We start from the raw sequence: 23,311 nt of genomic DNA, 5'->3' as shown, positions 1-23,311 counted from the left end.
TCTTCCGTGCGAAGCGCCGAGTGGCCGGGTCGACTGGGCCTGTCGGCCCCGGTCCTGTCGGCGGCTCTGGGTCTGCCCGACCCGACGCCCGATCAGCGCGCCGTGATCGAGGCGCCACCCAGCCCCGCGCTCGTCGTGGCCGGGGCGGGCAGCGGCAAGACCGAGACGATGTCGGGGCGGGTCGTCTGGCTCGTCGCCAACGGGCATGTGCGACGCGACGAGGTGCTCGGGCTGACCTTCACCCGCAAGGCCGCGGGCGAGTTGGCCGAGCGGATCGAGCAGCGGCTGGCGGGCATCGACGAGTTCGGTCGGCGGGGGCTGCTACCCCACCTCGAGGCGCTCGCCGCGGATGGAACGCTGGCGGCGTTCTGGGCCACAGCAGGCGGGCTGACGGCGCGCGCGCGGCACGCCGAGCTGGTCGCCTTCGTCGACGCGCTCGCCGAGGCACTCGGCGCCGTGCCTCCGGAGCAGGATGCGGCGGGCGAGGCCCTGCTGTCGCGGCCCCGCGTATCGACCTACAACGCTTTCGCCGACGCGATCGTGCGCGAGCACGGGCCTCGGATCGGGCGCGACCCGGACGCCGCGCTCATGAGTCAGTCCGGCTCGTGGCTGCTCGCACGGCGGGTGGTGGTGGCATCCCAGGACGAACGACTCTCCGAGCGCGGTGAGGCTTTCGCGAGTGTCGTCGATGCCGTGCACCGCCTCGCCGGCGAGCTGCTCGACAACCGTGTCGATGCGGAGAGCGTGGCCCGCTTCGGCGAAGAATGGGCCGCGGCGCTCGAACCGCTGACGAACCCGGCGCTCGCCAATCCCGGAGACATCGAGAAGTTCCATGCCGCGATGAGCGGACTGCCCGTTCTCGCGGGCCTCGTGAACGACTACGCCACCCGCAAGCGCGCGGAGGACACCCTCGACTTCGCCGATCAGGTCGCCGGCGCGCTCGAGATCATCGAGCGCGCGCCCGAGGTCGCCGACCAGCTTCGCGAGCAGTACCGCGTTGTGCTGCTCGACGAGTATCAGGACACCTCGGTCATCCAGACGCGCCTGCTCGCCGAGGTCTTCCGTGACTCCGCCGTCATGGCCGTCGGCGACCCCAATCAGTCGATCTACGGTTGGCGCGGCGCATCCGCGGACAACCTCGGGGCCTTCCCGGTCGCTTTCGCGAAGGAAACCGCCTGCGGTCGGTTCAGCCTGATGGTCAGTTGGCGGAACGACCTCAACATCCTGACCGCTGCGAACCGGCTCGTGGTGGGAGCGGAGCATCGCGGGGTGCCGGTCGGCGCCCTGGGGGCACGGCCCGGTGCCGCAGAGGGGCGGGTCGAGTGTCGATTCGAGAAGACGATCGACGACGAAGCGGATGCGGTCGCGCGCTGGTTCGTCGAGGTGCGCGCCAGGCATGAGGCGGCGCAGACGGAATCGGCCAGTCCCCGCGCTCACTCCGGTGCCGTGCTGTTCCGGACCAAGCGACACATGAATGCGTTCGCCGAGGCGTTGGCGCGGCATGACGTTCCGCACCGCATCCTCGGACTCGGTGGGCTGTTGACGACCCCTGAAGTGGTCGATGTCGTCGCAGCGCTCCGGGTCGTCCATGATCCCGCGCAGGGGTCGTCGCTGATCCGGTTGCTGTCGGGCCCCCGCTTCGCGATCGGTGTGGCCGACCTCGCTGCCCTGCATGCCCTGGCGGATGCGCTCGCGAAGCGCGACGGTTCGCTCGTGCCGCTCCCTGCCGAGCTGGCGGCACGCGTGCGGGGTTCGGCCGGCGCCGACGAACAGCCATCGCTCGTGGATGCGCTCGAGTTCGTCCGCACCGTACGTGACGACTACCGCCTCCTCGCCGACATCACGCCCGCCGGGCGTGCTCGCCTGCGCGAGGCGGGGGAGATGCTCGGGCGTCTGCGGCGGGCAGTCGCCCAGCCGATCCCCGATCTGATCCGCACGATCGAGCTCGAGCTGCGCCTCGACATCGAGCTGGCGGCGAACGAGACCCGGGGACCCGCGCGCGTCGCCTCGGCGCAGCTGCGTGCTTTTCTCGATGAGGTGCGCGCCTTCCTCACGGCCGATGAGCGAGGCTCGATCAGCAGTCTGCTCGCCTGGCTCGATCACGCGGAAGAGACCGATGAGCTCATGCCCCGCCCAGAGCCTCCTCAACCCGGAGTCGTGCAGCTGCTGACCGTGCACGGCTCGAAGGGCCTGGAGTGGGACGCGGTGGCCGTCGTCCGGCTCGTGCAGGACGAGCTGCCCAAGGCCCCGCGTTCGGTCGCCGGATGGCTCGGCTTCGGCGTGCTGCCCTATGCGTTCCGCGGCGACCGGGATGCGTTGCCCGTGCTGGACTGGCGCCCGGGCGCGGATCCCGACCGATCCGCTCTGCGGAAGGCCATCGCCTCCTATCGCGACGGGGTGCGCGATCACCAGAAGGCCGAGGAGCGGCGCCTCGCATACGTCGCCGTCACGCGAGCGCGCTCGGACCTGCTGCTCACCGGCTCGCAGTGGGGTGGGCAGAGCAAGCCGCGCAACCCGAGTCCCTATCTCGGCGAGATGATCGAGGCGCTCGGGATGCCGCCGATCGAGCCCGCCGACCCGGGTGAGAACCCGTATGTCGAACGCGGCGGTCAGGTGCTCTCGTGGCCCCTCGATCCGCTGGGTGCGCGGGGTCCCATCGTCCGTGCCGCGGCGGCGAGCGTCGAGATGGCGGCAACGCGCGCCGACCCCGAACCGGATGAGTTGCTCGCGCGTCTGCTCGCCGAGCGCGACCTGCGTGCACAGGGCCCCCGACATGCGGCGCCGACACGCATCCCCGCATCCCGCTTCAAGGATTTCGTGACGGATTACACGGGAACCGTGGCTGCCATTGCGCGCCCCATGCCCGAGCGGCCCTACCGGCAGACGCGCCTCGGCACCCTGTTCCACTCGTGGGTCGAGCATCGGTCGGGTCGGAGCGGAGCGGGGGCTTCGACCGATGACGCGCTGTGGGAACGCGACGACGATCCGACCGACTCCGAGGCCTCCGCCGAAGACGCCGCCGACCTCGAGCGACTTCGCGCGAACTTCGAGCGATCGGAGTGGGGGCCGTTGCAGCCCCTCGAGGTCGAAGCCGAGATCGACTTCGCTCTGGCCGAGCCCGACGGCCCCGGTCGCGTCGTCATCTGCAAGCTCGATGCCGTCTATCGTCGGGACGATCGCGGGGGCCGTATCGAGATCGTGGACTGGAAGACGGGACGTCCGCCACGCTCAGAAGCGGAGCGGGAGGAGCGGATGCTGCAGCTCGCCCTCTATCGCGTGGCCTATCACAAGGCCCGCGGCGTCCCTCTGGATCAGATCGACGTCGTGCTGTACTACGTGGGCGACGACCTCGTCCTGCGGGGTGACCGACTCTACTCCGAGGCCGATCTCGCCCAGCGCTGGAAGGCGGCGCGCGAGGCCCGTGCTGCCTCGACCTCCTCGTCTGGATCGGAGGGGTCCGGAACCACGGGATCGGCGGAGTCACGCGACCCCGTGTCCGGTGCGGGGGCAGCGCCGGCCGCGTCGCCCGAGCCGGCGGACTGACGGAGTTCGCCCCAGCTGCTCACGTCGATCGGTGCGGTTTCCATGTCGGTGACCGGGGCGGGTGATGGTCCGCGCGGCGAAGATGATCGTTTTGTGCGCTCGCCGACCACCGCGGACGTATCGCGATCGTTCGGTTCGTGCTCTCGGGCCGAGGCGACGAACAGCGAAACCATCTCGGGGTCGTAGGCATCGGTCTGCATGGCGATGCTGCCGTCGTCCTCGGCACTCGCCTTCGTCACGGGAGTGTCGGCGAGCACCGCCATCGCGTCGTCCACACCGACGACCGCGACCGGGTCGAGCCGCGTCGCGCTATCGCCGAGACCGTCGACGAGCGCGTCCAGCAGCGCCACCGCGTCGTCGACCACATCGTCTCGGCGCTGTTCGTGGCCGTGCAGCAGCCACTTCGCGAACTCCAGTTCGGCATACAGCCGAGCACGGGTGCGTAGATCGGCGTCGGGCGAACGGTGTGCTGCAGACACATACGTGGCGTACACGTCGTCGGCGGCATCCGGCGCCGCGGCCAGCCACTGCAGATCGATGGCCGGATCGCCGACGCTGAACCGGCTCCAGCCCAGCACGCCCGAGACGGTCGGAACACCGTCTCGGTCTTCGTAACGGAAGGACGATGCGACCGCGTCGCCGAGAACAACACACGGTTCGAAGCGCCACAGCGCCTCGTCCTCGGCGGCGCGTCGCCAGCGCGTGGCGAGGGCGACGGGCAAACGACGTGTGGAAGCGGCCCGTTCGACGAGGGCTACGACCGACTCGCGCACCTCTTCAGCGGTCTTGACGGGTAATCCCTCGGCCCGGACGACGGATGCGGGGAGCGCGTGCAGGGCCGCGAGGACGATCCCGATCGAGGTCGCGGCGCCGGGGCCCGCCGGCAGGTCACCGGCCTCGACGCGATAGCCGGGGACGAGGTCGGTGAGGAGGGCTCGCCCCTCGGCGAGTGCGACCTCGCCGAGCGGACGGGGCACCGCGAAGGGCAGCAGGGCTCGGGCGCCCGGGGTCAGGGCGCGCAGAGCGAGCGCCTCGGTGGCGAGGTCGCTCGCGGCGGATGCATCCACCGGCGCGCGCACGACGACGTGCGATCCATCGTCCAGTCCGACGACGGCGCTGTCGTAGCGTCCGCCCTCGCCTGTGGAGAGGGCAGCCGTCGAGACGATCGCGGCCTCGGGCAGGGCTGCGCTCACCGACGCGGCTAAAGTGAGGGGGGAGCCAGTCATGCCCCCAGGGTAGGTCTGTCCTCGTACGCACTACCCGCGCCACGCCCGCGAAAGAGGTCTTCCATGACGGTCCCGGGCCTGCCCAGGGTGATCACGCCCCCGGTCTCGCCGATCGACCGCTCGGCTGTCGACCGCGATCTCTCCGACGGTCTCGTGGTTCTCGCGGCCGAGCCCGGCGCCCGCGTCCTGCTGCTGCGGCGGGGTCGCGCTCCGCTCGATGAGACCGGTGCAATCGTCTTCGTACCCGAGTCCGTGGTGGACGCCGAGGTGATCGTGGCGTTCCTCGGCCGCGACGCCAGCGGCCCCGTTCTGCTGGCGCTGCTCGAAGAAGATGACGATGCCCCGATCGATCCCGCCGGCGGATGGGCGGAGCTGCGCGAGGTGGGCGGCGCGCTCGGTCTCGAGGAAGCCGCTTTCTTCGTCGAGGCCCTGTCGCTGGCTCGGTGGATCCGTGACGCCGCCTTCTGCCCCGCGTGTGGCACGCGGACGGAACTGCGAAACGTCGGATGGTCGCGGCACTGTCCCTCGTGCGGACGCGAGCACTTCCCCCGCACCGACCCCGCCGTCATCGTCGCGGTCACGGACGGCACACGCCTGCTGCTCGGGTCGAATGCCGCCTGGCCGGAGGGGCGCTACTCGTGCTTCGCGGGTTTCGTCGAAGCCGGGGAGTCGGCCGAGGAAACCCTCGTACGCGAGATCGAGGAAGAGTCGGGCGTGCGCATCACGGCGCTCGAATACGTCGGTTCGCAAGCCTGGCCGTACCCGCGTTCTCTGATGCTCGGATACCTTGCCTCGACCGAGAACGCGGAGGCCGCACGTCCCGACGGCTCCGAAATCGTGGATGTGCGCTGGTTCGAGCCCGACGAGATCGCCCGGGCGCTTGCCGGTGAGGGCGACGTGACGCTGCCCGGGCCGTCATCCATCTCGCGCGGACTCATCGAGCGGTGGCTCGAGCGGGTCACGGAGCGATGACGGATGCTCCGGAGGGCGCCGAGCGTGCCCTGAACGATCTCGACGAGCATCAACGCGAGGCAGTGCTCGCGATTCGCGGACCCGTCTGCGTACTCGCGGGAGCGGGGTCCGGCAAGACGCGCGTGATCACGCATCGCATCGCCTACGGCGTCGACAGCGGGATGTATTCGCCGCCGCGCGTGATGGCCGTGACGTTCACGACTCGCGCCGCGGGGGAGATGCGGGGGCGGTTGCGGTCGCTGGGTATCGAGGGGGTGTCGGCGCGTACCTTCCACGCGGCCGCGCTCGCGCAGCTGAACTACTTCTGGCCGACGGTAGCGGGCGGGGAGTCGGCGCCGCCCGTGCTGCCGAACAAGGTGCGCGTGCTGTCGGATGCGGCGAGTCGCCTGCGCCTGACACTCGACGGGGCGACGCTTCGCGACGTGGCATCCGAAATCGAATGGCGGAAGGTGACCCTCCGCACGATCGAGGACTATGCGCGTGCCGGCCGACCGGGTCTCGGGCGCCTGAGCCCCGACGCCGTGGTCGGTCTGCACGAGGCCTACGAAAAGCTCAAGGACGAGCGGCGCCAGCTCGACTTCGAAGACATCCTGCTCGCCTGCGCCGGCATGATCGAGTCCGAACCGCGGGTCGCGCGGGCCGTTCGCGAGCAGTACCGCCACTTCACGGTGGACGAGTACCAGGATGTCTCGCCGCTCCAGGAGCGCCTCCTCTCCCTCTGGCTCGGCGACCGGGATGATCTGTGCGTGGTCGGCGACGCGAGCCAGACGATCTATTCCTTCGCCGGCGCGGACCCGCGCTTCCTGCTGGATTTCGAGCGGCACCACCCGGGGGCGCTGATGGTGCGCCTCGAGCGCAACTATCGTTCGGCGCCGCCCGTTCTCGCGACGGCCAACGCGCTGATGCGCGGCCGACCGGGGGCCCTCGAGCTCGTGGCCGCGGGTGCAAGCGGGGGCGAACCACAGGGTGACGAGCCGGCGGCCGGCCGCCGCGCCGCGCCTCCCGCGACGACCGCGATGCATCCCGACGACGACGCCGAGGCGGCGGCGGTCGCCCGCGACATCAAGCGACGGCTCGACGCGGGTGAGACGGCCGAGGGCTTCGCCGTGCTCTATCGGGCTCATTCGCAGTCGGCGGCGCTGCAGCGGGCGCTCGCCGCCCAGGACATCGCCGCGAGCGTCCTCGGTGGCAAACGCTTCTTCGAGCTGCCCGAGGTGCGTGACGCGGTCATGGTGCTTCGCGGCGAGTCCGTCGCGGGCGGTTCGGGCGAGCTCGTTCCGATCGTTCGCGATCTGCTGCGCTCCCGCGGGTACACCGAGACGCCGCCGCCGGCGGGTGGGGCGCTCCGTGACGCATGGGAAGCGCGCGCGACGCTCTTGCGTCTGGCAGAGGATGCGGCGCCGGGCACGACGCTTCGCGCCTTCACGGACGACCTCCAGGCCCGTGCGCGCGATCAGCACGATCCGGGACTGCGCACCGTCACCCTGGCGACGATCCACGCGGCCAAGGGGCTCGAATGGGACCACGTCCATGTGATCGGTTTGTCCGAGGGACTGTTGCCGATCTCGTACGCGCGTGGACTCGAGCAGATCGACGAGGAACGCAGGTTGCTCTACGTCGCCCTCACGCGGGCACGGCGTTCTGTCTCGCTGTCGTGGTCCGCCGGGAACGGGAGAGCTGAGCGGGAGCCTTCGCGTTTCCTTCAGGAGCTCGGCATCCGCACGCATCGTGCGGCCGGTGCACCTGCTGCCGCCGGCCGCCCGCCGCGTTCAGCATCACCGAGCGCCCCTCCGCGGAACGCGGGTCCGCGAGGATCCTGACGAGTGCCGCCGCGCTCTCGTGGACGAGCTCGGGTGACGGCACGGGCGCACCAGCCGACAGCAGTTGGAGCGCCAGCATGGGCCAGGCTTCGTCGGCATCACGACGCGCGAGATGCAGACACATCAGGCAGGCCGTCGCGCCCGGCACGATCAGCGGCCCGATGACGATGCCGGCGCCGCCGACCACCACCGGCAGATGAACGCGGTCCGCGCGCAGGTGCGGTGCGGCGCGCCGCGGATCGAGCACGTGCCGCGCGAGCATCACCACGACATCTGCACCGGATGTCTCGTCCCCGCGTCGATCGTGTTCGCCCGGATCGGCCTCCTCGATCACTGTCACCCGGTACGAGGACGTCTCGAGCGCCATCCGCATCGCGACGACGAGTGGGTCGCCCGAACCTCCCCGAGGTGCCTCGAGCACGATCCCGCCGGGAACGCTCCGGCTCTCGAGGTCGATCCGCAGGAGTGCCGTGCCCAGACGGTCGAGGAAGGCCCGGACCTCGCGGGGATGCACGCGCTGCAATTCTGCCCAGACCTCCACACCCGAATCGGGTAGCCCGCGCGTGAGTTCGAACAACAGGCGCTCTTGCCACGGCGAGACATCCGTCAACCGCGACTGGGCGTGTTCGCCCAATTGCATCGTCGTCGCATCGCGCCAGAGCGGCGTGTGGGTCTGATCCAGGCGGAGCATCACGGTCATTCCGCGATTGTGGCGTGCCCACCGGTCGTGGACGGGGGATTCCACAGGCCGGGGCGAAGGTCTCCGCTCAAGCGCCCCTGTGGAGGACGGGCGGTGTCAGCGCACCGGCCCGTCGGGCGCTCCGCCGTCGGCCTCGGAGTCGTCGTTCTGGTCCCGATCGGAATCCCCATCGGCATCGAGGTCCGTCCGCGGGTCGGACGATTCCTCTCCGGCGAGGATCCGCGCGATCGCGTCGTCGAGCTCATCGAGTTCTGTCTCGGGCGCGTCAGCGCCGAGCGCGCGACGGCGAAGGCTGTCGATGATCCGCGACGGGTCGTCGATGTCTTCGGAACTCGGCATGAAGTCGGCGTAGTCCCACAGCGAATCGCGAGCATCGACACCCACGGCCTCGGTGATCGCCCGCCACATCGCGGCGGCTTCGCGCAGACGTCGGGGCCGCAACTCCAGCCCGACGAGCGACGCGAGCGCCTGTTCGGCGGGCCCGCCCGCGGCTCGGCGACGGCGGACCGTCTCGGAAATGGCCGCGGCCTTGGGCAACCGTGCGGTCGCATCCTCGGTGACGACGTCGACCCACCCCTCAACCGTCGCGAGGAGGCTCTCGAGGCGCGCGAGAGCCGCGCGCTGAGCCTCGGTGTGCTCGGGCAGCAGCGCGCCGCTTTCGAGCGCCGTTCGCAGCTCGTCCGGGCGCGAGGGGTCGAATCGGGACGCGAGGTCCTCGAGAGCATCGGTGTCGACATCGATTCCGCGCGCGAACTCGGTGACCTGCGAGAGCACGTGCAGGCGCAACCACTTCGCGTGACGGAAGAGACGGGCGTGCGCGAGCTCGCGCACCGCCACCGCGAGCGCGAGCTGATCGTCCGCGATATCGAGGTCACGGCCGAAATCGGCGAAGTTCTGCGGAAGAATGGCTGCCTCGCCGGCCGGCATCACCGGGATTCCCACGTCGCCGCCGCTGATCACCTCGGTCGAAAGCTGCCCGACGACCTGACCGAGTTGCGTCGCGAACAGCGACCCGCCGAGCGAGCGCATGACCTTGCCCGCGCCCTGGAGGAGGGGCTTGAGCTCTTCCGGTGCCTGCTCGGCGAGCGTGCGGGTCAAGGCATCCGTGATGCTCGTCGCCACGGGTTCGGCGAACTCCTGCCAGACGGGCAGGGTCGCGCTCACCCATTCGGCGCGCGTGATGATGCGGGGGGTCTGCGCGAGCTCGGAGATGACGGTGGCTTCGCTCAGCCACAGATTCGCGAGGGTGAGCGCACCGTCCAGGTCGACGCGGTCGCCATCTGTCACGCTCAAGTCGCCGGTACGAGCGAGTTGGAGGGCCTGCTGCTCGGCGACACCCCACGGGATGCCGTCGCCGGCCGCCATCGCCCCGCGCAGCTGCTGCTGGACCATGGCCATCATGGCGGGGTCCAGCGGCATGCCGGTCAGCCGCTCGAACTGCGCCGGATCGATCTGTCCGCCGCCTCCGAGCATGCGCCGCAGAAGCTCTTCGAAGTCGTCCTCGGGGTTCTCGTCGCCAGGCACTTCAGCCGCCTCTCAGCGTCGTTCGGGGTGGGTGGTTCTACGCTAGTCGCAGCCGACTATGGCCCCGCCGGGGTCGGGCTCGCATTGCTTACGCCGTTCGCGAACGGCGCCCGAAGTCCCGCTCCGTATCTCGGAGCGAAGAAAGGTCCCCCCGTGGCGCTGTTCGACGAAGACCTCCGGGTCGTGCCCGCGCAACGACCTCCGCTCCGGCGTTCGACGAGGATCGGCATCGTCGCGCTCGCGATCGCGCTGGTGTGTCTGGCGACGCTGACGTTCCTGCCCACGGGATACGTGATCCAGCAGCCGGGCCCGGTCTACAACACCCTGGGAACGGCGACGGGAGCGGATGGCGCGGCCGTTCCGCTCATCGAGGTCGAGGGCGCGGAGACGTTCGAGACGTCGGGTGCTCTCGACCTGACGACCGTCCAGGTGGTGGGCAACCGCGAGCGCACGCCCACGTGGCTCGAGCTCATGGGCGCCTGGTTCGACCGTTCCCGCGCGGTCGTTCCGCTGAACTCCGTGTTTCCGGCGGGCCAGACGAGCGAACAGCGCTCGGAGCAGAACGCGCAGCTGATGGTCGATTCGCAGCACGAGGCCACGGTCGCGGCGCTCCGCGAGCTGGGCTACCAGGTCGACTCGCGCGTCCGGATCCACTCGCTTCCGGAGGGATCGCCGGCGGAGGGCGTGCTCGAGCCGGATGACATCGTCCTCGCGGCGGAGGATCAGGACGTGGCCGACGTCACGGAGCTGCGCGACATCATCCAGGAGACGGATGGCGCGCCGGTCTCCCTCACGATCGAACGCGACGGTGCCGAGTTGACGGTAGATGTCACCCCGGTCCTCAACGAGGACGACTCGACCTACCAGGTGGGGGTGTCCACGATCGTCGACTACGACTTCCCGGTTCAGGTCACGATCCAGCTCGACAACGTGGGAGGTCCCAGCGCGGGCCTGATGTTCGCGCTGGGAATCATCGACACCATGACCCCGGAAGATCTGAACGGCGGCCTGCAGGTCGCGGGTACGGGCACGATCACCGCCGACGGCGTCGTCGGGCCGATCGGCGGCATCCGTCAGAAGCTCTACGGGGCCGAGGGCGCCGGGGCGGAATACTTCCTCGCACCCGAGGCGAATTGCGACGAGGTGGTCGGGCACATCCCCTCGGGGCTGCGCGTCTTCTCGGTGGCCGACCTGGACGACGCGATCACCGCGCTCGACGCCGTACGGGGCGGTGGCGACCTTGATGCCGTCCCTGCCTGCACGTCTCCGTGAGAGTGCCGGGGAGCGCCGGGGGAGCTGCGGCAGGAGTGCCATAGCCGGCCGTAACCAAAACGTGGCCGCTTACCCGGTCTTCTCCCGGTCTCGGAGCGGTCGCGGCCCAAAACCGGGCGCCTAGACTGGTGGGGTGACCACGACTTCCTCGAAGCCAGCGGCCCCCCGCACTACACGACGCGTTGTGACCATCTCCTTGGTCATCATCGCCGTACTGCTTGTCGGGTTCTTCATCTTCGCTTCCCTGTACGCAGACTTCATGTGGTACCAGCAGATCGGGTTCGACTCGGTCCTGGTGACGCAGTGGCTCGCCCGCGCGACGATGTTCGTCATCGGATTCCTCGCCATGGCCGTTCCCGTCTGGCTGACGATCCAGCTCGCCTACCGGCTCCGACCGGTATACGCGCGACTGTCGAGTCAGCTCGATCGCTACCAAGAAGTCGTCGAACCGCTCCGTCGCCTGGCGATGTGGGGGATCCCGGTCTTCTTCGGCTTCTTCGCGGGCTTCTCGACGTCCACCCAGTGGGAGACCGTCTGGCTCTGGGTGAACGGTGTGACGACCGAAACCACCGACCCGCAGTTCGGCCTCGACACCGGGTTCTACCTGTTCGCCATGCCGTTCTACAGCGCCGCGCTCGGATTCATCTCGGCCGTTCTGCTGATCTGCCTGGGCCTGACGGGCGTCGTGTCCTACCTCTACGGCTCCGTCCGCGTCGGCCAGCGTGAAGGCGGGCGTTGGGAGCTGCGGATCTCGAAGTCCGCGCGTATCCAGCTCGCGATCCTCGCCGGCCTGTACCTCGTCGTCCAGGCCGCGAGCCTGTGGCTCGATCGCTACAAGACGCTGAGCGAGACGGGCGACCTGATCACGGGACCCGGCTACACCGGCGTCAACGCGGTCATCCCCGGCCAGGCCATCCTGGCGGGCATCGCGGCGTTCGTCGCCATCCTCTTCTTCGTCACGGCCATCATCGGTCGTTGGCGCTTCCCACTCATCGGTACCGCACTGCTGATCGTCTCGGCGGTCGTGGTGGGCGTCGGCTATCCCTGGATCGTCGACCGTTTCCAGGTCGCGCCGAATGAGTTCTCGCTCGAGGAGCAGTACATCGACCGGAACCTCGAGATGACGAAGGTCGCCTACGGCATCGACGGTCTGGAAAAGACCGAGACGACCGCCGTGACGGATGCCGAGCCCGGCGCCCTGCGCGAGGACGCCCAGACCACGGCATCCATCCGCATCATGGACCCCGCGATCATCAGCCCGACGGTCCGTCAGCTCGAGCAGTTCCGGGCCTACTACCAGTTCACCGACCCGCTCGACGTCGACCGCTACGAGATCAACGGGGAGTCCCAGGACACCGTCGTCTCGGTCCGTGAACTCGACATGGAGGCGCTGGGTACCGCCGGCACCTGGCAGAACCGCACCGTCGTCTACACGCACGGCTACGGCCTCGTCGTGGCCGCGGGCAACCAGCGCACGAGCGACGGCAACCCCGTCTTCCTCGAACGCGGAATCCCGGCGACCGGATTCCTGAGCGACAGCGAGAACTTCCAGCCCCGCGTGTACTTCGGCGAGCAGTCGCCGGTGTACTCGATCGTCGGTGCGCCCGATGGGACGACCCCGGTCGAGCTCGACTATCCGCGCGGATCTGAGGACGGTCAGAGCGAGACGAAGACCACGTTCGAGGGCGACGGTGGCCCGAAGATCGGCACGCTGTTCGACAAGCTGATCTACGCGCTGAAGTTCCAGTCCACCGACATCCTGCTCTCGGACTATGTCAACGAGGACTCGCAGATCCTCTACGACCGTGACCCGAAGACGCGCGTGCAGAAGGCCGCTCCGTACCTCGACCTCGACAACGACCCGTACCCGAGCGTCGTCGACGGTCGGATCGTGTGGATCGTGGACGGATACACGACGGCGTCGACCTACCCGTACTCGCGCACCGTGAGTCTCTCGGATGCCATCGCCGACACGACGAACCCGACCCCGCGGTTCACGATCGACGACATCAACTACATCCGTAACTCGGTCAAGGCGACGGTCGATGCCTACGACGGCAGTGTGACGCTGTACGCATGGGACACGGAAGACCCGCTGATCCAGGCGTGGCAGAAGGTGTACCCGAACACGATCAAGCCCATCAGCGAGATGTCAGCCGAACTCATCAGCCACGTGCGGTATCCGACCGACCTGTTCAAGGTGCAGCGCGCGACGCTCGGTCAGTACCATGTCGATGACGCGCAGTCGTTCTACCAGCGCGACAACGCGTGGGCCACGCCGGTGGACCCGCAGGACACGACCTCGACGCGTTTGCAGCCGCCGTACTACCTGACGATGCAGATGCCGGGTCAGGACGAACCGTCCTTCTCGATGTTCACGACGTTCATTCCCCCGGGAACGGGTACGGCCTCGCGAAACATCCTCACGGGCTACCTCGCGGTGGATGCCAACGCCGGATCCGACAACGGCGTCAAGGCCGAAGGGTATGGTGCGCTGCGGATGCTCGTCGTGAGCGCGGACACCACGGTTCCCGGGCCCGGACAGGTGCAGAACACGTTCGACGCGGACCCCGTGGTTTCGGGCCAGATCAACTTGCTGCGCCAGGGCCAGTCCGAGGTGCTCAACGGAAACCTGCTGACCCTTCCTGTCGGTGGCGGGTTCCTGTACGTGCAGCCCGTCTTCGTCCAGTCATCCGGTGGCACTCAGCTGCCGACGCTGCAGAAGGTTCTTGTTGCGTTCGGCGACCAGATCGCATTCGAGGACACGCTGAACGAGGCGCTCGACACGCTCTTCGGCGGGGATTCGGGAGCGGATGCCGGTGACGGAACCGTCGAGCCGGACCCGGATGCGACGCCGGGTGACCCGAGCGCGACACCGACCGACCCGTCGGATGGTGGCGGCGGGAGCATCGATGTTCAGGAGCAGGCCCTGCTGAACGATGCGCGCGAGGCGATGCTCGAACGCGAGACGGCCCTGCAGGCCGGCGATTGGGCGGCGTTCGGCGAGGCCGACGCCCGCCTGACGGACGCAATCGACCGGCTGCTCGAGCTGACCGCCGAGTAGTCCACGTCGCACACGAGACGGTGTCACCCCTGCCGGGGTGGCACCGTCTCGTCGTTGAGTCTGTCGAAACGACCCGCTCACCTGGCAGCAGATGTCAGCTGTCGCGTCGTGGAACCGCACTTAGTGCCAGGGGAGCGGCCCGGCTGGGGCTGCAGCGCGGGGCCCAGCGGCGGGGTCTGCGGCGCGCGACTTACGCGGTGAGCAGCCACCACCACACGAGCAGCAACGTCACGCCGAAGCCCGCGAGCTGGTTGATCCACAGGAACGCACGCCACCCCCGGGTCGCCTCGTTCGAAGCGGCGTCGCTGACGCTACGGTACGGCCATACGGCGGCGAGGTACGGGATGACGAGCAGCGCGGCGAGGGGCCCCGGCCACTCCGACGCGAGCATCGTCAGACCCGAGAGCCCGTAGCAGACGAGCGCGAAACGGACGGTCCAGGCAGCGCCCCGCGCGGTGGCAATAGAGGAGATGCCCGCCTCTCGGTCGGCCGAGACATCCTGCACCGCGCCGAACGCGTGCGACGCGATGCCCCACAGTGCGAACGCCACGATGATCGCGACGAGCCCGGGCGTCCAGCTGACGCCCGCGAGCACGAGGCCGTAAACGGCGGGCGAGAAGAAATGGATGCTGGAGGTCATCGAGTCGGCGAACGGCACCTCTTTGAGTCGCAGCGGGGGAGCGGAGTAGAAGACGACGAAGAAGAGGCTGAACGCGAGCACGAGCCACGACAGGGGCCCGCCGACCGAGACCAGGAACACCACGAACGGCAGGCACGCGAGCCCCGCGGCCCACAGGGTGACCGGATGCAGACGTCGATCAAGAACGGCCCCGTGTGCACCGCCCTTGCGCGGATTGCGCATGTCGGATTCGTAGTCGAAGACATCGTTGATCCCGTACATCGCCAGGTTGTAGGGGATGAGGAAGAAGATCGTGCCGACGATCAGCACCACGTCGATCTCGCGCGTCGCCAGAAGATACGCGGCCGCGAACGGGAACGCCGTGTTGACCCAGCTGATCGGCCGTGAAGACACGAAAAGAGTGCGGATGGTTCGGCCGAGGCCGATCTGTTCGGCGCCGGTCACGTCGGGTTTTTCGGGGTCAGGAGTGTCCACACGGCAGGGATCAGGAAGGCCGCCGCGAGCGGGTAGGCGAAGTCCTCGACCGGCGCGAGTCCGATGTGGATGCCGCTCAGGTGCTCCGCCGGATAGGTGAACAGACCCGCGGCGATCATGACGTTGTCGAAGACCGCGGTCAGCGTGAGGAGCACGAGCGCCGCGAGCCCCGACGCGGCCATCCGCCGGGCGATTCTTTCGCGCCGTGCGGTCAGGATCGTGATGAGGGCGGCGAGGAGAAGGAACGGGACCACGATGAGCGGATAGGTCATCTGTGCTTACTCTCGTCGGTTCCCGCCGCGGCAGACGCGGTGTCGCCACGGCGGGCGAGAACACGGATTGCGGCGGTCCAGCACACGAGTGTCAGGTAGCAGAGGAAGGCGAGGAAGAAGAGTTCCTCGAGCGGCAGCTCGGGAGCGAGCATGACGCCGGTGTAGAGCTCGCTGTCGCCCTTCACGAAGACGCCCGTCAGGATGCCCGCGGCATCCCACGCGAGAAAGAAGATAACTCCGATCGCGACTGTCGCAACGGTCCTGCCGCGAGCCGCCCAGAACGCGAGTCGGAAGCGCCGGTCGAGGAGCGCGATTCCGGCCGCCGATACGAGGATCGCGAGAAGGTACAGGCCCGGCACGTCGTTCAGTCTGCCACGGCATCGAGAACTGGCTCGCGTACCCTCCCCGCCCCGTCGTCGCCACGGACCCGCTTGAGGACGAGTTCTGCCGAGATCAGGCACATCGGCAGGCCGATACCGGGGAGGACGTCTGCGCCCGCGTATAGCAATCCGTCGACCTTGCGCGAGGCATTCCGCGGACGGAATACAGCGCTCTGCAGCAGGGTGTGGGACAGCCCGAGCGAGTTGCCGCGCCACGTGTGCAGGTCGCTCGCGAAGTCGGCGGGGGCGATGGTGCGGCGGACGACGATCCGGTCCGCGAGGTCGGGGATGCCCGTCCATGCAGCGATCTGCTCGACGACGGCATCGGCCGCGGCTTCGATGCGGGGGTCTCCCGCCCCGTCCACGCCACCGTGGCCGAGGGCCACATCCGCCGGCATCGGAACGAGCACGAACAGGTTCTCGTGGCCCGCCGGGGCGACCGAAGGGTCGGTGGCGCTCGGTCGGCACACGTACAGCGACGCGGGATCGGGCACGTACGGTTCGTCCCCGAAGATCGCGTCGAAGTTGCCGCGCCAGTCCTTCGTGAACACCAGCGTGTGGTGCGCGAGACGCGGCAGTTCGCCCTCGACGCCGAGCAGCAGCAGCAGGGCACCCGGGCTGGGTGTGCGCTTCTTCCACCACGACTCCGGATACGTCTGGCGCTCCGGGGGCAGCAGCTCGGTCTCGAGGTGGTGGAGATCCCCCGCGCCCACGACGAGGTCGGCGGGCACGAAACGCGTCGTTCCCGAGGCATCCTGAACCCGCACGCCGACCGCGCGCGACCCGGCGGTCTCGATCGAGACGACCGGTGTGCCGGTCTCGATCGTCACACCCCGCTCGCGCGCGAGGCGCGCCACGGCCTCGATCACGGTCGTGAAGCCGCCCATCGGGTAGGCCACCGAGTCGCCCAGGTCGAGGTGGCTCATCAGGTGGTAGAGGCTCGGCACGTCGAACGGCGAACCACCCAGGAACACGGCGGGGTAGCCGAGCACCTGACGCAGACGCGGGTCAGCGAAGCGACTCTCGATGTGTCGGTGGAGGGGGCGGGTCAGCAGGGGGAGGAGTTGCGGCAGCCGGCGCAGCAGAGCAGGGTCACGCAGGCCCTTCGTGGAGGCATACGAGTCGTAGAGGAATCGCGAGACCGCGAGTTCGTAGGCGTCCTGAGCCGACGCGAGGTAGTCGCGGATCGCGGCACCCGCGCCCGGCTCGATGTCCTCGAAGAGCTCGGCGACGGGCTCGACGCCCGAGTGGATCTCGAGGGGTTCGGGCTCGCCCTCGGTGTAGACGCGGTAGGCGGGGTCGAGGGGGACGAGATCGAGCTCGCGCTCGGCGCTCGTGCCGAGCAGGCGGAAGAAGTGGTCGAACACCTCGGGCATCAGGTACCAGCTCGGGCCCGTGTCAAAGCGGAAGCCATCGTGCTCCCACGAGCCCGCTCGGCCGCCGAGAGCATCCCGGGCCTCGAAGAGCGTGACGGCGTGGCCGTCCGCGGCGAGCAGGGTGGCCGTGGCGAGGCCTGCGATACCCCCGCCGATCACGACGACTCGTTGGGTGGAGCTCATGAGCGTGTTCCTCGCGTCGGTCGATCCTGGGTTGGGTTGTCGTGCGTCGGCCGCGGCGCGCGCGGCGCTGCCCCCGCCGCAGCCCGCGCGAACAAAGCCGCCTTGACCGGGTTCGGCACGCGGACCCGGCCGGCCGAGGCATCCGCTCGTCGCAGTCGTGCGCTCAACTCGGCGAACAGGTCGTGCGCGCACGTCACGGCGCGTCGGGAGTCCCGCGGCAGTCGCGGAATGACGGATGCCGCGGCGGCGAGATCGGCGTCGATGTCATCGAGTACGGCGGCCCGGGTCGTCGGCGAGCCGTCCAGCCCGAGGTAGTCGCGCCCGAGGGCGTCGCTGTCGTGACCCGCATCCCGCAAGAAGTTCACGTTCTGGAACGCCGCTCCCAGCCGTCGGGCGCCCGCGACGATCTCGGGATCTGCCGGTCCGGGGTTCGGGCTGCCGGCGTTCACGAAGGCCTGCAGACACATGAGGCCGACGACCTCGGCCGATCCGTAGACGTATGCATCGTGCGATGCTGCGTCGTGTTCGGACACGGTGATGTCCGTCCGCATCGAGGTGAAGAAGGGCCGGACCAGCGCCTCGTCGATCGCACACTCACGTGCGGTGAGGGCGAAAGCGTGAACGACGAGGTTCGCGGAAAATCCCGTGCGGATGGCCTCGAGCGTCTGCGCCTCGAGCGCGTCGAGCTCGCGCGCCTCCTCTTCGGCGGTGAGTCCCGCCTCGCGCGCGGGGCCGTCGACGATCTCGTCCGCGACACGGACGAGGGCGTAGATGCTGCGTACGTGCGGTCGGACCCGCGGACCGAGCAGACGCGACGCATAGCCGAACGATGTCGAGTAGCGAGAGATGACCGTCTCGGCCGCGGCGCGTGCCGTGCGGTCGTACAGGTCGAGTCCAGTGGTGTCGCGGGGTGCTGAACGGTCGGTCACGGAATACGCGCCTCTACAGCGCTGACGAGGTCGCCGAGCATCCGCGCCGTCGCCGGCGGCACATAGCCAGGCAGGATGAGCTCGCGTGCTTCTGACAGGGCGTTGTTCACGAGGCGCTCGAGTTCGTTTCGTGCGCCACTGCCGTCGAGCATGTCTTGCGCGTGGCGCACCGCGATCGGTCCCGTGTGCGCGAGCGCCAGTGCATCGCTCACTTGGGACCACGTTGCGGTGGCTCGGGCGAGGGCGATCAGCGCGGTCTGCTTCGCCTCGCGCAGATCGGCTCCCGCCGGGCGACCGGCCTGCTCATCCGTGCCGAACGCGCCGATCAGGTCGTCGACGAGTTGGTAGGCGAGGCCCAGCCGGCTGCCGAACTGCGCCAACATCGCCTCGACCTCGGGGCTTGCCCCGGCCAACAACGCACCCGCGCGCAGGGGCGCGGCGAACGAGTACACGGCCGTCTTGTCGTGCGTGACCGCCAGGATGTCGGCGGCAGCCGGTTCTTTGTCGAGAACGGAATGGGCGACATCCGCGAGCTCACCCGCGGCAGACACCAGTACGGCCTCGTCGAGCAGGTCCAGCAGACGCACGCGCTCGTCCTCGGTAGCGGGGCAGAGGGCAATCAGACGCTGAGACTCGTGCAGCAGCAGATCTCCGGCGAGAAGCCCGGCGGCATCACCGACGAGCGCGGCTCCCGAAGCATCCGCGCCCCACCGCGTCGCGTACGACCGGAACTGGCCGGATACGTTCGGCACCCCGCGACGCATCGTGTCGTGGTCGAGGATGTCGTCGTGCATGAGGAATGCCGCGTGCAGCAGTTCGAAAGCCGCGGCGACGGGATAGACGCAGCCGTTCGTCGAAGCGTCGCCGCCCAGCGACTCGAACGTCGCGACCACGAGCGCGGGACGAAAGCGTTTGCCGCCCTGCGCCGAGCGCTGGATCGCGGAGCCCAACTCGGCAAACACGCCGCCGAAGGGCTCCGCACGACGCTGTATCCGCGCGAGGGCGCCGTCGATCTGCGTGTCGATCTCGGCTCGCGCGACGGAGCCGACCAGACCGGTGGCGATCAGGCTCATGTCGGGAGTCTCATGACGCGAGTCTCATGACGCGAGACGATGATCGTTCACGGGCCGATGCGCCGCGAACAGGTCGAGCTGCTGTGCCTGCAGGACCAGCCACGGGCTGAACGCCCACGGAGTTGCCTCGAGCGAGCGCGCGAGGTCCTCGGGGCGTACCCACATATAGTCCACGGCCTCGTGCGGGTTCAAGACGAGCTCATCGCTCGTCCGCGCCGTGTACACGGGGCAGATTTCGTGCTCCACGATCCCGCTGGCATCAACGGCGCGGTAGCGGAAAAGCGGAAGCGCGAGCTCGAGGGATGAGACGGTGATGCCGAGCTCGTACTCCGCGCGACGACGGACCGCCGCGACGACGGGCTCGGCGGGACGGGGATGACCGCAGAACGAGTTCGTCCAGACGCCGGGCCAGGTCTGCTTGTCGAGAGCGCGACGGGTGACCAAAATGCGCCCCTCATCATCGAGGACATGGCACGAGAATGCGAGATGCAGTGCGGTATCGGTACCGTGGACGCTGGCCTTCGGGGCGGTCCCGATCTCGTTTCCCGCCTCATCGAGGAGGACAACGTAGTCGGTGTCGGGCATATACGTGCTCCCCTGTTAATTCGCTAGCTTAGCTAGCTAATTGCTGTCTCCCGATGATACACATGAGCCCGAGGGGGTGTCGACGCATTGAGTGAGCAACCAGATCCGGTGCGCTCGGCGCTCCTTGCGCTGCGCACGCTCGGCGACGCGCTCGACCGCATGCACGGTGAGCTCGGCGACGACATGGCGATGAATCTCACCGACCTGCGCGCCCTCCGCATGATGGTGGAGTGGGAGCGACGCGGAACGGCCGTGAGCCCCCACGAACTCGCGCGGCACCTGCGTATCTCCACCGCTTCGACATCGAAGATGATCGATCGGCTGGTCGTCGCGGGGCACGTCGAGCGCAGGCCACACCCCACGGATCGCCGTGCGCGCGTCGTGGTTCTGACGGACCATTCGCGCAAAACCTTCTACCAGCATGTCGGCGGTCATCTGGATGTCATGCGTGGGATCGCACGGGACTACGACGAAACGCAGCTTCGCTACATCACGGAGTTCATGACACGAATCGCGCGGGCGGTGGACCCGGCCTCGGGCGCTCGCGCCGCGGAGGCGCCCGTGGTCGGAGATGCGGTTGTGGAGCGGAACGAGTCGGCGATTGTCGTGGAAGTCTTCGACGACACGCCCACGCATTAGTCGAAACTATGTTCGTCGCTGGATAAGCTCCTGCACAGGTGGACGAGGTGCTGTTTCTCCACGGACATGAACCGCCAGACGACGGATGTCGGAGGCCCTTCCTAACGTGGAAACCACACCGAGCCCCGCTCACGCCTTGTCGAAGTATCCGGATCGCCGATCCGGCTGCGCGACAGACTGCAGGCGATGGACCGCGAGACAGAAGGAGCATCCCATGCCCAACCCCGCCGACCGCGAGAAGGCCCTTGAATCGGCCCTCGCACAGATCGACCGCCAGTTCGGAAAAGGCTCGGTCATGCGCCTGGGCAGCGATGACCGCGCTCCCGTCGAGGTCATTCCGACCGGCTCCATCGCCCTCGACGTCGCACTCGGCGTGGGTGGACTGCCCCGCGGTCGCATCATCGAGATCTACGGTCCCGAGTCGTCGGGTAAGACGACTCTGACGCTGCACGCCATCGCGAATGCCCAGCGTGCGGGCGGAATCGCCGCCTTCATCGACGCGGAGCACGCGCTCGATCCCGAGTACGCCATGAAGCTCGGCGTCGACATAGACCAGCTGCTCGTCTCGCAGCCGGACACGGGTGAGCAGGCGCTCGAGATCGCCGACATGCTGATCCGTTCGGGCTCGATCGACCTCATCGTGATCGACTCTGTCGCGGCTCTCGTGCCGCGCGCCGAGATCGAGGGCGAGATGGGTGACTCGCACGTGGGGCTCCAGGCGCGACTGATGTCCCAGGCGCTTCGCAAGCTGACGGGTGGTCTGAACCAGACCAACACGACGATGATCTTCATCAACCAGCTGCGCGAGAAGATCGGCGTGTTCTTCGGCTCGCCCGAGACCACGGCCGGCGGCAAGGCGCTCAAGTTCTACGCCTCCGTTCGCCTCGACATCCGACGCATCGAGACGTTGAAGGATGGATCGGATGCCGTGGGTAACCGCACGCGCGTCAAGGTCGTCAAGAACAAGATGGCTCCGCCCTTCAAGCAGGCCGAGTTCGACATCCTCTACGGCACCGGCATCTCTCGCGAAGGTTCGCTGATCGACTTCGGTGTCGAGCACATGATCGTGAAGAAGTCGGGTGCTTGGTACACGTACGAGGGCGAGCAGCTGGGGCAAGGTAAAGAGAACGCCCGCAACTTCTTGCTCAAGAACCCCGACACCGCCGACGAGATCGAGCACAAGATCAAGCAGAAGCTCGGCATCGGCATGCCGAAGGCTCTGCCGCCCGTCGCCGCGGACGACGAACTGGCGCAGCGCCGCCCGGCGTGATCATGCCTATCGATGAAGGTGACGGGGGCGAGCGTCTGGCTCCCGTCACCTACCTCCCGGGTGCGGACCCCGGTGCAGAACCCCAGCGCGGACAGACCGCGCCCGACAGGGCGGTCGCGCCCCCGAGTCGCAAGGTGACGTTCTCGCCCGAGTATTGGGCCGAGGACGAAGCCCCGACGGCCGCTCCGACTGCAGGACCGACGGCCGCTCCACGTAAGCCTGTGGCGATCTCGACGCGGGACGAACTTCCGGACGAAGATGACGAGCCCGGCGTCGATGTCGACGGCGCGACGCAGGCACTCGTGAAGCGGCTGCGCACGCGTCAGCTGTCCGCGAAAGAGGCTCGGGGGATGTTGGCCGAGCGTGGTCTCGACAGTGCGGCGGCCGAGGATGTCGTGGCGGACTTCGAGGCGAGGGGCTATCTCGACGATGCTCGACTGGCCGAGCAGCTCGTGTATGCCGCCACGAGCCGCAAGGGCCAAGGGCGTCGCGCGATCTCGCAGACGCTCTCGGGTCGGGGGATCCCGCGCGAGGTCGTGGATGCGGCGCTCGACGAACTCCCCGACGATGAGGCCGAGCGTGCTCTTGATTTCGCCCGGCAGAAAGCCCGCTCGATGGGGTCGCTCGATCGCGAGGCGGCCGTCCGTCGGCTGCACGGCCAGCTCGCGCGTCGCGGGTTCGGCGGGTCGATGGCCATGACGGCGGCCAAGCAGGCCCTCGATGAGGCCGGTGTCGGCTCATCCAAGGTCCGCTTCCGCTGAAACCTGCTTGCGCTGGCTATGCGCCGCGCTTGTTTGCGCGCGCTCGGCGCGCCGCGTGCCGCCCGCGCCGCGCCATCACCGGCGAAACACCCGTATCTCGACGAGACACCCCGCGTCTAGGGGTGTTTCGTCGCACGACGGGTGTTTCGACGGCCGTTCTGCCAGGATTCTGCCGTGATGATGAGCGTGGACGTGCCGGACCCCGATGTCGATGCCGGCCAGGTCATCGTGAGCCTGACGGTCTTCAGCGCGGACCCCATCGATCAACTCGCGAGCTTCGGGACAGAACGAGCCGCGGGCGAGTCCGAGCATCGCTATTCGCTCGGCACGATTACCTTCGACCAGCCCGACTGGAACGCCCGCATCGACCAGCTTGAGTCGGCGCTCGACACGCTCCTCGACTTCCTCGACCCTCTGCCCGAGGCAGTGCTCCACGCTGAAGGAACCGTCGTCCGGATCTTCATGACCCTTCCGCGCGGCGCTGAAACGATCTCGGCTCGGCTCGTGCGGCGGCTCGCGAATTTGAACGTGACCCTCTGGATCGACACGTAGCGCGTTCGGTGCAGCCGAAACACCCCTGCGGCGACGAAACACCCCGCGTCGAAGGG

The 23,311-nt window shown here is 68.6% G+C and carries 17 protein-coding genes and 1 pseudogene; 9 read left to right on the top strand and 9 right to left on the bottom strand.

What is annotated here, in order from left to right:
* Nucleotides 1-6 precede the first annotated feature (6 nt).
* Nucleotides 7-3,543: a UvrD-helicase domain-containing protein gene (locus ACIQ0W_RS14960; protein ID WP_396643495.1), complete on the top strand. Its 3,537-nt coding sequence runs from the start codon at nt 7-9 to the stop codon at nt 3,541-3,543.
* 458 nt (nt 3,544-4,001) lie between these two features.
* On the opposite strand, the pseudogene ACIQ0W_RS14955 reads toward ACIQ0W_RS14960, so the two are convergent.
* Nucleotides 4,002-4,769, bottom strand: a pseudogene (locus ACIQ0W_RS14955) (phosphotransferase); the annotation flags it as partial.
* 63 nt (nt 4,770-4,832) lie between these two features.
* Between ACIQ0W_RS14955 and nudC the strand changes: the two are divergent.
* Complete coding sequence (nudC, locus tag ACIQ0W_RS14950) at nt 4,833-5,741, top strand: NAD(+) diphosphatase (RefSeq protein ID WP_396643471.1); 909 nt, start codon at nt 4,833-4,835, stop codon at nt 5,739-5,741.
* Entirely contained in the window at nt 5,738-7,561 is a 1,824-nt protein-coding gene (locus ACIQ0W_RS14945) for an ATP-dependent helicase (RefSeq protein WP_396643470.1), read from the top strand. The genes nudC and ACIQ0W_RS14945 overlap by 4 nt, the downstream gene beginning before the upstream one ends.
* Nucleotides 7,562-8,357: 796 nt before the next feature.
* Here ACIQ0W_RS14945 and ACIQ0W_RS14940 read toward each other — a convergent pair.
* Nucleotides 8,358-9,734 carry a zinc-dependent metalloprotease gene (locus ACIQ0W_RS14940; RefSeq protein WP_396643494.1) on the bottom strand — a complete coding sequence of 459 codons (1,377 nt, stop codon included), beginning with the start codon at nt 9,732-9,734 and terminating at the stop codon, nt 8,358-8,360.
* 204 nt (nt 9,735-9,938) lie between these two features.
* Between ACIQ0W_RS14940 and ACIQ0W_RS14935 the strand changes: the two genes are divergently transcribed.
* Nucleotides 9,939-11,057, top strand: coding sequence for a PDZ domain-containing protein (locus ACIQ0W_RS14935; RefSeq protein WP_396643469.1), 1,119 nt, complete (start codon nt 9,939-9,941; stop codon nt 11,055-11,057).
* 133 nt (nt 11,058-11,190) lie between these two features.
* Nucleotides 11,191-14,121, top strand: coding sequence for a UPF0182 family protein (locus ACIQ0W_RS14930; RefSeq protein WP_396643468.1), 2,931 nt, complete (start codon nt 11,191-11,193; stop codon nt 14,119-14,121).
* Nucleotides 14,122-14,311: 190 nt separating this feature from the next.
* On the opposite strand, the gene ACIQ0W_RS14925 is transcribed toward ACIQ0W_RS14930, so the two are convergent.
* Genes ACIQ0W_RS14925 through idi form a run of 7 tightly spaced genes read right to left on the bottom strand, consistent with a single transcriptional unit; the run spans nt 14,312 to nt 20,033 of the window.
* Nucleotides 14,312-15,205, bottom strand: a complete 894-nt coding sequence (locus ACIQ0W_RS14925) for a prenyltransferase (protein WP_396643466.1) — start codon at nt 15,203-15,205, stop codon at nt 14,312-14,314.
* On the bottom strand, nt 15,202-15,507 hold the full coding sequence (locus tag ACIQ0W_RS14920) for a lycopene cyclase domain-containing protein (RefSeq protein ID WP_396643465.1): 306 nt from the start codon (nt 15,505-15,507) through the stop codon (nt 15,202-15,204). The genes ACIQ0W_RS14925 and ACIQ0W_RS14920 overlap by 4 nt, the downstream gene beginning before the upstream one ends.
* Nucleotides 15,504-15,866, bottom strand: coding sequence for a lycopene cyclase domain-containing protein (locus ACIQ0W_RS14915; protein WP_396643463.1), 363 nt, complete (start codon nt 15,864-15,866; stop codon nt 15,504-15,506). Before ACIQ0W_RS14915 ends, ACIQ0W_RS14920 begins: the two co-directional genes overlap by 4 nt.
* A gap of 5 nt (nt 15,867-15,871) precedes the next feature.
* The gene (gene crtI, locus ACIQ0W_RS14910) at nt 15,872-17,446 is read right to left on the bottom strand and encodes a phytoene desaturase family protein (RefSeq protein ID WP_396643462.1); all 1,575 of its coding nucleotides are present in this window, start codon (nt 17,444-17,446) and stop codon (nt 15,872-15,874) included.
* Nucleotides 17,443-18,375, bottom strand: coding sequence for a squalene/phytoene synthase family protein (locus ACIQ0W_RS14905; RefSeq protein ID WP_100813753.1), 933 nt, complete (start codon nt 18,373-18,375; stop codon nt 17,443-17,445). The genes crtI and ACIQ0W_RS14905 overlap by 4 nt, the downstream gene beginning before the upstream one ends.
* The gene (locus ACIQ0W_RS14900; protein WP_198517712.1) at nt 18,372-19,448 is read right to left on the bottom strand and encodes a polyprenyl synthetase family protein; all 1,077 of its coding nucleotides are present in this window, start codon (nt 19,446-19,448) and stop codon (nt 18,372-18,374) included. The genes ACIQ0W_RS14905 and ACIQ0W_RS14900 overlap by 4 nt, the downstream gene beginning before the upstream one ends.
* A gap of 24 nt (nt 19,449-19,472) precedes the next feature.
* Nucleotides 19,473-20,033 (bottom strand): isopentenyl-diphosphate Delta-isomerase, encoded by a 561-nt coding sequence (gene idi / locus ACIQ0W_RS14895; protein WP_396643461.1) that lies wholly within the window; start codon nt 20,031-20,033, stop codon nt 19,473-19,475.
* An 87-nt stretch (nt 20,034-20,120) separates the two neighbouring features.
* Between idi and ACIQ0W_RS14890 the strand changes: the two genes are divergently transcribed.
* The 4 genes from ACIQ0W_RS14890 (at nt 20,121) to ACIQ0W_RS14875 (ending at nt 23,255) form a co-directional block, all read left to right on the top strand.
* The gene (locus ACIQ0W_RS14890; RefSeq protein WP_396643460.1) at nt 20,121-20,672 is read left to right on the top strand and encodes a MarR family winged helix-turn-helix transcriptional regulator; all 552 of its coding nucleotides are present in this window, start codon (nt 20,121-20,123) and stop codon (nt 20,670-20,672) included.
* 214 nt (nt 20,673-20,886) lie between these two features.
* Nucleotides 20,887-21,942, top strand: a complete 1,056-nt coding sequence (recA, locus tag ACIQ0W_RS14885) for a recombinase RecA (protein ID WP_036294633.1) — start codon at nt 20,887-20,889, stop codon at nt 21,940-21,942.
* A gap of 2 nt (nt 21,943-21,944) precedes the next feature.
* Complete coding sequence (locus ACIQ0W_RS14880; RefSeq protein ID WP_396643458.1) at nt 21,945-22,703, top strand: regulatory protein RecX; 759 nt, start codon at nt 21,945-21,947, stop codon at nt 22,701-22,703.
* Between the two features lie 174 nt (nt 22,704-22,877).
* Complete coding sequence (locus ACIQ0W_RS14875) at nt 22,878-23,255, top strand: hypothetical protein (protein ID WP_100813754.1); 378 nt, start codon at nt 22,878-22,880, stop codon at nt 23,253-23,255.
* Nucleotides 23,256-23,311: the final 56 nt, after the last annotated feature.

This window comes from Microbacterium sp. (assembly GCF_044340635.1).
Taxonomy (GTDB): Bacteria; Actinomycetota; Actinomycetes; order Actinomycetales; family Microbacteriaceae; genus Microbacterium.
This window is presented reverse-complemented; position numbering and strand designations above follow the sequence as displayed.